This is a genomic window from Nocardioides salsibiostraticola (assembly GCF_054783655.1).
This window is the reverse complement of the sequence record NZ_BAAGQD010000018.1, coordinates 24,844-35,645: the sequence shown is the minus strand read 5'-3', so window position 1 is coordinate 35,645 and position 10,802 is coordinate 24,844. Positions and strand designations below refer to the sequence as shown.

The 10,802-nt window shown below is 68.3% G+C and carries 9 protein-coding genes; 7 read left to right on the top strand and 2 right to left on the bottom strand.

Annotated elements, in window-relative coordinates; all coding sequences use genetic code 11:
- The first annotated feature begins 170 nt into the window (after positions 1-170).
- The 4 genes from ACYVLV_RS12200 to rnhA all read left to right on the top strand — a co-directional run bounded on the left by ACYVLV_RS12200 (position 171) and on the right by rnhA (position 4,328).
- Entirely contained in the window at positions 171-1,070 is a 900-nt protein-coding gene (locus ACYVLV_RS12200) for a GNAT family N-acetyltransferase (protein ID WP_460810307.1), read from the top strand.
- An 84-nt stretch (positions 1,071-1,154) separates the two neighbouring features.
- Entirely contained in the window at positions 1,155-2,657 is a 1,503-nt protein-coding gene (gene guaB, locus ACYVLV_RS12195) for an IMP dehydrogenase (RefSeq protein ID WP_460810305.1), read from the top strand.
- Positions 2,658-2,751: 94 nt separating this feature from the next.
- Positions 2,752-3,858, top strand: coding sequence for a GuaB3 family IMP dehydrogenase-related protein (locus ACYVLV_RS12190; RefSeq protein ID WP_460810303.1), 1,107 nt, complete (start codon positions 2,752-2,754; stop codon positions 3,856-3,858).
- Entirely contained in the window at positions 3,855-4,328 is a 474-nt protein-coding gene (gene rnhA / locus ACYVLV_RS12185) for a ribonuclease HI (protein WP_460810301.1), read from the top strand. Before ACYVLV_RS12190 ends, rnhA begins: the two co-directional genes overlap by 4 nt.
- Positions 4,329-4,332: 4 nt before the next feature.
- Here rnhA and ACYVLV_RS12180 read toward each other — a convergent pair whose 3' ends face one another.
- The gene (locus tag ACYVLV_RS12180) at positions 4,333-5,277 is read right to left on the bottom strand and encodes an NAD(P)H-dependent flavin oxidoreductase (protein WP_460810309.1); all 945 of its coding nucleotides are present in this window, start codon (positions 5,275-5,277) and stop codon (positions 4,333-4,335) included.
- A gap of 20 nt (positions 5,278-5,297) precedes the next feature.
- On the opposite strand from ACYVLV_RS12180, the gene ACYVLV_RS12175 reads away from it, so the two are divergent.
- The 3 genes from ACYVLV_RS12175 (at position 5,298) to ACYVLV_RS12165 (ending at position 9,929) form a co-directional block, all read left to right on the top strand.
- Entirely contained in the window at positions 5,298-7,037 is a 1,740-nt protein-coding gene (locus tag ACYVLV_RS12175; RefSeq protein ID WP_460810299.1) for a glycerol-3-phosphate dehydrogenase/oxidase, read from the top strand.
- Between the two features lie 218 nt (positions 7,038-7,255).
- Positions 7,256-8,371 carry a hypothetical protein gene (locus tag ACYVLV_RS12170; protein WP_460810297.1) on the top strand — a complete coding sequence of 372 codons (1,116 nt, stop codon included), beginning with the start codon at positions 7,256-7,258 and terminating at the stop codon, positions 8,369-8,371.
- Between the two features lie 103 nt (positions 8,372-8,474).
- Entirely contained in the window at positions 8,475-9,929 is a 1,455-nt protein-coding gene (locus ACYVLV_RS12165) for an aldehyde dehydrogenase (protein WP_460810294.1), read from the top strand.
- Between the two features lie 63 nt (positions 9,930-9,992).
- On the opposite strand, the gene ACYVLV_RS12160 is transcribed toward ACYVLV_RS12165, so the two are convergent.
- Positions 9,993-10,655, bottom strand: a complete 663-nt coding sequence (locus tag ACYVLV_RS12160) for a hypothetical protein (RefSeq protein ID WP_460810292.1) — start codon at positions 10,653-10,655, stop codon at positions 9,993-9,995.
- Between the last annotated feature and the right edge of the window lie 147 nt (positions 10,656-10,802).

Genomic DNA, 10,802 nt, shown 5'->3' with positions numbered 1-10,802 from the left:
CGGTTTCTGGTCCTTCGACAGTTCAGAAACCTAGACAGAGAGCGGCGTGCGCCTCGTTAGACGCGCTTACCGCACCCACACATGCATCAGAAGAGCCCGACTCGGCAACTGTTGCCGGCCCGAAACACGGGGGACCTCGATCGGCAATACGGTGGGCGCATCCTCGACTCATGTTGTGGAGAGTGCGGACCTCGCTGCCTGATCAGCCCGGTGCCCTGGCCGCCCTGGCGCAGGAGTGCGGCAAGGCCGAGGTGAACATCCTCGGCCTCCAGGTCTTCCCGGGGGTGCACTCGGTGGTCGACGAGCTCATCCTCCAGACGCCGACCACCTGGCACGAGACGGACATCGCCGAACTGGTGGCGCGCTCCGGCGGCGCCTCGGTGATCGCGGTGAGGTGCGACGAGGCGGCGCTCACCGATCAGCCGACACGGTACGTCGAGGCGGCACGCGCGGTGCTCGCCCAGCCCTCGTCCTTCCCCTGGGTGGTGGCCGAACTGTTCGACGCCGCGCCGGGCGCCGCCGACGCGGACATGGACGCCATGGATCTGGTGGTCGACGAGGTCGCCGTACAGATTCACCGCGCAGCGCCCTTCACCGCCACCGAGCACGCGCGAGCCGCGGCGATGGCGGGGCTGGTCAGCGACGTACTGAGCCGGGAACAACCGATCTTCACCAGTTCCCCGGAACGACGGATGGGCGGTTCGGGTGCCCACGAGTCCCTCGAGTACGCCGTGACGAACGCCGCCGTCACCGCCCTGGTCGACGGAAGACCGGTCGGTCACGCCCGGTTGCGCGCCGCGACCACCGAGGAACCCACGACCAGGCCGGTCGATCTCGAGATCGACCCGGTGTTCCGTCGACGGGGGATCGGGACGAGGCTCCTGACCGAGATCTGCCGGCTCGCCGCGGGCCAGGGGGCCGAACAGGTCCTGCTGAGCGCGAGCGCCGGCAACCAGGCGGTGATGCCCATGGTGTTGGCCGCGGGCATGCGCGGTCGGATCCGGATGGCGGGCGACGTACTGACCGTCAGGATCACCCTCACCGGACTGCGCCGAGTCGGCGCCAGTTGACGCAAGTCGCGCCGACTCGGACCCGTTTCGGCGTCAAGTTGCGCCGACTCACGCTCCCCGAACCGGCCGCACTACGATGAAGTCGTGGAACTCCCGGACAAATTCGCTGCACTCGGCCTGACCTACGACGACGTTCTCCTGCTGCCGGGTCATTCCGACCTGGCACCGGACGAGATCGACACGACCGCTCGCCTGACCCGGGAGATCTCGCTGAAGATCCCGCTGATCAGTGCCGCGATGGACACGGTCACCGAGTCGCAGATGGCGATCGCGATGGCCCGTCAGGGTGGCATCGGCGTGCTGCACCGCAACCTCTCGATCACCGATCAGGCCTATCAGGTCGATCTGGTCAAGCGCACCCAGACCGGGATCATCTCCAACCCGGTCACCATCACCCCGGACAAGACGCTCGAGGAACTGGACCGGATCTGCGGCGAGTACCGCGTCTCCGGGCTGCCGGTCGTCGACGCGGACAATCTGCTGCTCGGCATCATCACCAATCGCGACCTGCGCTTCACCCCCGTGGCCGAGTGGGCGACGACCAAGGTCGACGAGATCATGACCCCGATGCCGCTGATCACCGGGCACCTGGGCATCTCCCGCGAGGAGGCCACGATGTTGCTGCGCAAGCACAAGCGCGAACGGCTGCCCCTCGTCGACGACAGTGGCCGCCTCGGTGGCCTGATCACCGTCAAGGACTTCGTGAAGTCCGAGCAGTTCCCCGACGCCTCCAACGACGCGCACGGGCGGCTCATGGTGGGTGCCGCGATCGGGTACTTCGGCGACGCCTGGGAGCGAGCGACCACCCTGATCGAGGCCGGGGTCGACGTCCTGGTCGCCGACACCGCCCACGGCAACGTCCGGATGCTGCTCGAGATGGTTCAACGCCTCAAGTCCGACCCGGCGACCAAGCACGCGCAGGTGATCGGCGGCAACGTCGCCACCAAGGAAGGCGCGCAGGCCTTCGTCGACGCCGGCGCCGACGCCATCAAGGTCGGTGTGGGACCCGGATCGATCTGTACGACGCGCATCGTCACCGGGGTCGGCGTACCCCAGATCACCGCCGTCTACGAAGCCTCCCTGGCGGCCAAGCGGGCCGGTGTCCCGGTCATCGCCGACGGTGGGATGCGGCACTCGGGTGAGATCGCGAAGGCGCTCGTCGCCGGCGCGGACTGCGTGATGGTCGGCTCCCTGTTGGCCGGGTGCGACGAGTCGCCGGGCGACCTGGTGTTCGTCAACGGCAAGCAGTTCAAGGCCTACCGCGGCATGGGTTCCCTGGCCGCGATGTCCAGCCGGGGGAAGAAGTCCTACTCCAAGGACCGTTACTTCCAGGCCGAGGTGACCAGCGACGACAAGATCGTCCCCGAAGGAATCGAGGGACAGGTCGCCTACCGTGGCCCGCTCGGCGCAGTGGCCCACCAACTCGTCGGCGGGCTGGCTCAGTCGATGTTCTACGTCGGGGCGCGCACAGTCCCGGAGTTGCAGGAGAAGGGCCGTTTCATCCGGATCACGTCGGCCTCGTTGCAGGAGAGTCACCCCCACGGCGTACAGATGACCGTCGAGGCGCCGAACTACACCGGCCGGTAGTCACGCGCCTCAGCGGGAGTGGTGGCAGCAACGAAGATCGGGTGATCGGTGAGCGGAATCCGCGTTGTCGATCCCATCTGGGACACTTCGGTCCATGACTGAGATCCAGATCGGTGAGGCCAAGCGCGGCCGCCGGGCCTACTCCTTCGACGACATCGCCATCGTTCCCTCGCGGCGCACCCGTGACCCCGAGGAGATCAGTCTCGACTGGCAGATCGACGCCTACCGGTTCTCGATGCCGGTGCTCGCGGCACCGATGGATTCGGTGACATCGCCGGAGACTGCGATCGCCCTGGGTCAGTGCGGAGGTCTCGGCGTACTCAACCTCGAGGGCCTCTGGACCCGCTATGAGGACCCGGTTCCGCTGCTGACCGAGGTGTCCGGGCTCCGCGGCACCGAGGCGACCCGACGGATGCAGGAGATCTACACCGAACCCATCAAGGCCGAGCTGATCACCGAGCGCGTGCGCCAGATCCGCGATGCGCGCGTCACCGTCGCCGGGTCCCTCTCACCCCAGCGCACCAAGGAGTTCGCCAAGACGGTCGTCGACGCCGGCGTCGACATGTTCGTCATCCGCGGTACGACGGTCAGTGCCGAGCACGTCTCCTCGAACGCGGAGCCGCTCAACCTCAAGGAGTTCATCTACGAGCTCGACGTGCCCGTGATCGTCGGTGGCTGTGCGACCCAGCAGGCCGCGCTGCACCTGATGCGGACCGGTGCGGCCGGCGTACTGGTCGGCTTCGGTGGGGGAGCGGCCCACACCACCCGCGCCGTGCTGGGCCTCGCGGTCCCCATGGCTTCGGCCGTGGCCGACGTAGCCGCCGCCCGTCGTGACTACCTCGACGAGTCCGGTGGCCGCTATGTCCACGTCATCGCCGACGGCTCCATCGGGAAGTCCGGCGACCTGGCCAAGGCCATCGCGTGTGGCGCCGACGCGGTGATGGTCGGCTCGCCTCTCGCGCGGGCCAGCGATGCCCCCGGTCGCGGCTTCCACTGGGGAGCCGAGGCCCACCACCCCGAGCTGCCGCGCGGCGAACGCGTCGAGTTCGAGCAGGTCGGAACGATGGAGGAGATCCTCTTCGGGCCCTCGCGCGTCGCCGACGGCACGATGAACCTGCTCGGGGCGCTGCGTCGCTCGCTGGCCACCACGGGCTACACCGACCTCAAGGAGTTCCAGCGGGTCGAGGTCGTCGTCGGGTGACGGAGGCGGACGTCGACCTCGAGGTGGTGACGATCTACACCGACGGTGCCTGCATCCCCAACCCCGGGCCCGGCGGCTGGGGCGCCTTCCTCAGCCAGGACGGCCGCGAGTTGGACCTGTGCGGAGGTGAGGCCGGTGAGACGACGAACAACCGGATGGAGCTGCTGGCGACCATCGAGGCGCTCAACGCCCTTAAGCGTCGGGTCCGCGTGGAGCTCTACACCGACTCGGTCTACGTCCGCAGCGGCATCACCCAGTGGGTGGCCGGCTGGGCGAAGAACGGCTGGAAGACCAAGGCCAAACAACCGGTGAAGAACGTCGACCTGTGGCAACAACTCCAAGCCGCCGTGGAGCGTCACGACGTCGAGTGGCACTGGGTGAAGGGCCACGCCGGTGACCCGGGCAACGAGCGGGCCGACCGCCTCGCGGCCAAGGGCCTCGACGAAGCGGTGGCTGCGGCCAAGGCGTGAAGTGTCAGCCGCCGAGGCGAGCCCGGGCGGCGTCCAGCGCTGCTTCGCACCCGGCCCACATGCCCTGCACCACCTCAGCGACGGGGAGAACCTTGTCGATGCGGGCCGAGACCTGGCCGGTGTTGGCAACACTGGCCTCCATGTCGCCGTCGAAGTAGAGGTCGGTGATGCGGCCCAGCAGCTTGGCACCGTCAACGGTGCCCGAGGCTCCGAGGTCGTTGCGGAGCACCCGCATCGTGGGGTTGCCGGGGACGCTGAGCAGCGTCGTACCGTCATCGCCGGCCGCGAGGATCGCGTCCTTGAAGTTCTGGTGGACCTGGGCCTCGGTCGTGGCCAGCATCCGGGTGCCCATCTGGACGCCCTCGGCGCCCAGGACGAAGGCCGCCGCCATCGTGGTGGCGTCGCAGATGCCGCCCGCCGCGATGAGAGGAACGTCGACCCGCGAGGCGATCAGCGGCAACAGCACCATCGTGGACGGGCTCAGGGTCCCCTTGAAGCCACCGCCCTCGACCCCCTCGACGACCAGGCCGTCGACCCCGGCCGCGACCGCCTTCTCCGCGCCGCGCAGGTTGCCGACCACGTGGAAGACCGTGATCCCGGCGTCCTTGAGAGCGGCGGTGAACAGGCCCGGGTCTCCGGCGGAGGTCGCGACGTACGACACCCCGGCCTCGACGAGGACGTCGACGATCGACGGGTCGTGCTTCCAGCCCTGGATCATCAGGTTGGCGCCCACCGGCTTGTCGGTCAGGTCCCGGACCCGACGCAGATCGGCCTGCCCCTCCGGCGTGAGGGTCTCGATGATGCCCATGCCGCCCGCCTCGGAGACTGCGGCGGCCAACTCGGCGCGGGCGATGTAGGTCATCGGCGCCTGCACGATGGGGATGTCGACTCCGAGGAGGCGTTGGACGCGGTTGGGTGAAGTCACCGGGTCAGCGTAGACAGCACTCAGTTGTGCGGGACAATGGCCCGATGAGCCCCACCAGCGCCCTGAGCCCGCACTCCCGAACTGCCGCGATCGAGGCCATGTCGGGGGCGGGCGCGACCGACCAGCGGACGGCCGAGTTGGACGTGCTGGTCGTTGGCGGAGGCATCGTCGGCGCGGGGGTGGCACTGGATGCGGTGACGCGTGGGCTGAACACCGGCCTGCTCGAGCAACGCGACCTCGCCAGTGGCACGAGTAGCCGCAGCAGCAAACTCGTTCACGGCGGCCTGCGCTACCTGGAGATGTTGGACTTCTGGTTGGTGCGCGAGGCACTACAGGAGCGGGGGCTGCTGCTCACCAGGCTCGCCCCCCACCTGGTCAAGCCGGTTCCGTTCCTCTACCCGTTGACCCATCGGGGCTGGGAACGGCCCTACATCGGTGCCGGGGTCGCGCTGTATGACGCGATGGCGATGTTCGGCAAGTCCGACATGGGGGTGCCCAAACACCGTCACCTCACGCGTCGCGGAGTCGCGCGGATCGCACCGGACCTGAAGTCGGACGCGTTGGCCGGGGCCATCAAGTACTACGACTGCCAGGTCGACGACGCTCGGCTGGTCGTCAGCATCGCTCGTACGGCGGCCGGTCACGGCGCCCACGTCGCCACCCGAACGCGGGTGACCGGCTTCCTGCGAGAGGGTGAACGGGTCGTGGGGGTGACCGCTCGGGATCTGGAAAACGACGTGGACTTCGAGGTGCGGGCCAGGGTCGTGGTCAACGCGGCCGGGGTCTGGACCGACGAGATCCAGGAAATGGTCGGGGGACGCGGATCCCTGCATGTTCAGGCGTCCAAGGGCATCCACCTGGTCGTCCCCCGCGACCGGATCCGTTCCGAGACCGGCTTCATCGTCCGCACCGAGAAGTCCGTGCTGTTCGTCATTCCCTGGGGCAGGCACTGGATGATCGGCACCACGGACACCCCGTGGACCTACGACCTCGCGCACCCGGCGGCCAGCCGTGCCGACATCGACTACGTGCTCGACCACGTCAACTCGATCCTGCGTGAGCCACTCGACCACGATGACGTCGAGGGCGTGTGGGCCGGCCTGCGTCCCCTGCTCTCGGGCGAGTCCGAACCCACGTCCAAGATCTCCCGCGAACACACCGTGGTGACGCCGGTCCCCGGCCTGGTGATGATCGCCGGAGGCAAGCTGACGACCTACCGCGTGATGGCCAAGGACGCGGTGGATGCGGCGGCGCACTCGCTGAAGTCCAGCAGCAACGTGACCCTGCGCGACTCGATCACCGAGCAGGTGCGTTTGAACGGTGCCGAGGGTTTCGAGGCCCGCTCCAACCAAAGGGTGCTGCTCGCGCGACGCTCCGGCCTGCATGTGGTGCGGATCGACCACCTCCTGGGACGGTACGGCGGTCTGATCGACGACCTCTTGCGCCTCATCGCAGCCGACCCTCGGCTGGCGTTGCCGCTGGAGGGGGCCGAGGACTACCTCGCCGCCGAGATCGTCTACTCCGTGACCCACGAGGGCGCCCGTCACCTCGATGACGTCCTCACCCGGCGTACCCGGATCTCGATCGAGACCTTCGACCGTGGCGTGGCGGCCGCTCCCGCAGCGGCCGCGCTGATGGCCGGCGAACTCGGCTGGGATCAGGCTCGCGTCGAGGAGGAGGTGGACCACTATCTGCGTCGGGTCGAGGCGGAGCGTCAGTCGCAGATGAAGTTCAGTGACCAAGAGGCCGACGAGGCCCGGGTCCAGGTCCGCGACATCGTCTGACGCCCCGCGAGTCGGCGCTAGTTTGAAAAGACGCGCCGGGTCGGGCTGTTTTGCGCGTCAACTTGCGCCGACTCGACGATTCTGGGGCGGGGACGTTGACAAGTAGAACGTGTTCCACCCATGCTGACAGGTGTCAATTGAGACACGTGTCACGCCGGGTCCACGCGGACGATGGCTGACCGGTGCGAACAAAGGCCCCCAGAGACTAGGACCCCTTCATGGTCAGCCACCTCGATGAATACCCGCTGCACCAGGTGCCGTTGCCGGTCACGTGGGCTGGCTCGAGCGACCGGAACTTCTACGACCGGTGCTACCTCAACGCCCACGACCGGACCGGGGACATCTTCGTCATCACCGGCGCGGGCTACTACCCCAACCTGGGGACCAAGGACGCCTTCGTCCTCGTCCGACGCGGCAACGAACAGACGGCCCTGCACCTGTCCGACGCCATCGACGACGACCGTCTCAACCAGCACATCGGGAACTACCGCATCGAGGTCGTCGAGCCCCTGCGCAAGCTCCGGTTGGTGCTGGAGGAGACCGAGGGCATCGCCATGGACATGACCTGGGAGGGCTCCTTCGACGTCCTCCAGGAGCAGCCGCACGTGATGCGCTCGGGAAGCCGGGTCACCCTGAACGCCCAACGCTTCGCCCAGGTCGGCACCTGGAGCGGGTCGATGGCCATCGACGGCGAGGACATCGCGGTCAGCCCCGACACCTGGGTCGGGACCCGGGACCGTTCCTGGGGCATCCGCCCGGTCGGCGAGGCACCCCCCGCGGGCGCACCGTTGGTTCCCGAGTTCGAAGGGCTGTGGTGGACCTACGTCCCCATGCGTTTCGAGGACTACGCGATCATCCTGATCCTGCAGGAGGAGCCCAACGGCTTCCGCAGCCTCAACGACTGCACCCGCGTGTGGAAAGACGGCCGGGTCGAGCAGTTGGGCTGGCCCCAGGTGACCATCCACTACGCGTCCGGCACCCGCATCGCCACCGGAGCCACGATCCGGGCGACCACCCCCGACGGCACCCCGGTGCACCTGGAGGTCGAGTCCAAGCTCGCCGTACCCATCCACGTCGGCGGGGGGTACGGCGGTGACCCGGACTGGACCCACGGCCTGTGGAAGGGGCCCGACTTCGCCGAGCGCCTGACCTATGACGTCACCAGCCCCGAGATCGACGGTCGCACCATGTTCGGCGTGATCGACCACGTCGGGCGTGCCGTATGCCGCGACGCCGACGGACCCGAGCACGAGGGCTGGGGCCTGTTCGAGCACGGCTCCATCGGACGGCACGACCCCAGTGGCTTCGCCGACTACTTCACCCTGGCCCCGTGACGGCGCAAGAGGTTTCGAGGCTCGTCACTGGCGCTCCTCGCACCTCAACCACCGTTGGCGTCGCTGGCGCTCCTCGCACCTCAACCACCGAAAAGGAATCGACATGACTCTGGACCGCACCGCCTTCTTCATCGACGGCGAATGGGCGGCACCCGCCACCGGGAACGTGCTGGAGGTGATCTCCCCGCACTCCGAGGAGGTCGTTGCTCGGGTGCCCGAGGGCAGCCCGGCCGACATCGACGCTGCGGTGGCCGCCGCCCGACGTGCGTTCGACCAGGGCCCGTGGCCGCGGATGACCCCCGAGGAGCGGATCGCGGTCATCGAGAAGTTCTCCGGTCTGTACGCCGGCCAACTGACCGAGATGGCCGAGCTGATCACCATCGAGATGGGGTCGCCCACCTCGTTCTCCAACCTCGCTCAGTCCCCGGCCCCGTGGATGCAGATCGAGGCCTTCCTGGGTCTGGCCCGTGAGTTCCCGTGGGAGTCCGAGCGTGCGGGCGTCCTGGGTTCCCCGGTCGTGGTGCGCCACGAACCCGTGGGCGTCGTGGCCGCCATCCCGCCGTGGAACGTCCCGCAGTTCACGATCATGTCCAAGCTCATCCCGGCGCTGCTGGCTGGCTGCACGGTCGTCGCGAAGCCGGCGCCGGAGAGCCCGCTGGACACCTACCTGATGGCCGAGCTGCTGGCCGAGGCCGGCGTACCTGCCGGGGTGGTCAACATCGTCGCCGGCGGACGCGAGGTGGGGGAGCACCTGGTGGCCCACCCCGGGATCGACAAGGTGGCCTTCACCGGTTCGACGGCCGCCGGTCGCAAGATCGCCGCGGTCTGCGGGGAGCAGCTCAAGCGGGTCAGCCTCGAACTCGGCGGCAAGTCGGCCGCGATCGTGCTCGACGACGCCGACCTCACCACGGCGATCGAGGGTCTGAAGTTCACCGGCCTGATGAACAGCGGGCAGGCCTGCGTCGCGCAGACCCGCATCCTGGCCAGCCGGGCCAACTACGCGAACGTGGTGGACGCGCTGGCCGCCGGCGTCGGTGCGATGGTCGTCGGCGATCCGGCCGACCCCGCGACAGAGGTCGGACCGATGGTGGCCCAACGTCAGCAGGAGCGCGTCGAGAAGTACATCGCCCTGGGCCAGGAGGAGGGCGCCCGCATGGTCCTCGGCGGTAACGGCATGCCCGCCGGTCTCGACCGCGGGTGGTACGTCCAGCCGACGATCTTCGCCGATGTCGACAACCGGATGCGGATCGCTCAGGAAGAGATCTTCGGTCCCGTCCTGTGCGTGATCCCCTACGACGACGTCGATGATGCGGTCCGGATCGCCAACGACTCGGAGTACGGCCTGGCCGGGACGGTGTGGACGGCCGATCAGGCCGCCGGCCTCGACGTGGCCCGCCGGGTCCGCACCGGCACGTACGGCGTGAACACCTACACGATGGACTTCTCGGCACCCTTCGGCGGCTACAAGAACTCCGGCGTCGGCCGCGAGTTCGGCCCCGAGGGTCTGAGCCAGTACACCGAGATGAAGTCGATCTACGTCGAGACGAGCACGCAGTAGCCGCCGCCCAGTAGCCGACACACAGCCTTAGCTCGTGATTCGCACGCACCCGGTGCTTGCGAATCACGAGCTAAGGCAGGTAGGACACGAGGAAGCGGCTCCGGTCCACCCGCCCTGCTGGAGGAGCGCTCCTATTTGGCGTGCGGTGTGACAGGGGTTCGTGAACACTTGCCGGTAGCTCAGGCGAGCGGTGCGGCTGCCCTGGACGGCCACGCCGAGATCTCGCTCGTAGGATTCGTTCCAGCCCCGGACGGTGTTGTGGAACGCCCGCCCGTCCAACTCGACCACGAGGCCGAACCGCGAGTACTTCACGTCGTGATAACCCGGTCGTACGCCGTTGACGAAGGCGACCTGTCGCTCGCCGCGCGGTAACCCGTGGGTGCGCTCGACCAGATCGGAGTACCCCCGCTCGAGGACCGAGCAGGTGCCGGTCTCGAGGTCGACGAGCAGGCCCTTGATTACGTCGCGTCCGATGACGCGCTCCCGTCCGTCGAGCGCGGATCGGATCTGGCCGACGTGCGTTCGACGGGTGTGGCAGAGATTCGCGAGAGCTTGAAAGGCCTGCTCGATGGGAGGTTGGCCCATCACGTCGATGATCGCGTGCTCGGGAGCGATCCGTGGCGGGGTCTGCAGCCACAGCACCCGGGTCGAGAAGTCGGACGTGCGGTGCGCCACGATCCCGGGCAGCCGGCGTACCGTGCGCCGGACGTCGATCGCGACGTGCAAGGTCCCTCGTGGGTCGGGGTTCGGTAGCGCCGTCTGTCGCGCCAGACCAGCCGGCCAGTACGCGTGCACCGCACACCACGCTCGCTGCTGCCACGACAGAGCGACCGCCGGCCACCGACTGGCGAGCTTCCTGTGGATAACCCCTTG

Bases quoted from the DNA above. Each gene is read 5' to 3' on its own strand.
- ACYVLV_RS12165 (WP_460810294.1), top strand. From the start codon at position 8,475: ATGACTCTGGACCGCACCGCCTTCTTCATCGACGGCGAATGGGCGGCA.
- ACYVLV_RS12200 (WP_460810307.1), top strand. From the start codon at position 171: ATGTTGTGGAGAGTGCGGACCTCGCTGCCTGATCAGCCCGGTGCCCTG.
- ACYVLV_RS12175 (WP_460810299.1), top strand. From the start codon at position 5,298: ATGAGCCCCACCAGCGCCCTGAGCCCGCACTCCCGAACTGCCGCGATC.
- ACYVLV_RS12190 (WP_460810303.1), top strand. From the start codon at position 2,752: ATGACTGAGATCCAGATCGGTGAGGCCAAGCGCGGCCGCCGGGCCTAC.
- ACYVLV_RS12170 (WP_460810297.1), top strand. From the start codon at position 7,256: ATGGTCAGCCACCTCGATGAATACCCGCTGCACCAGGTGCCGTTGCCG.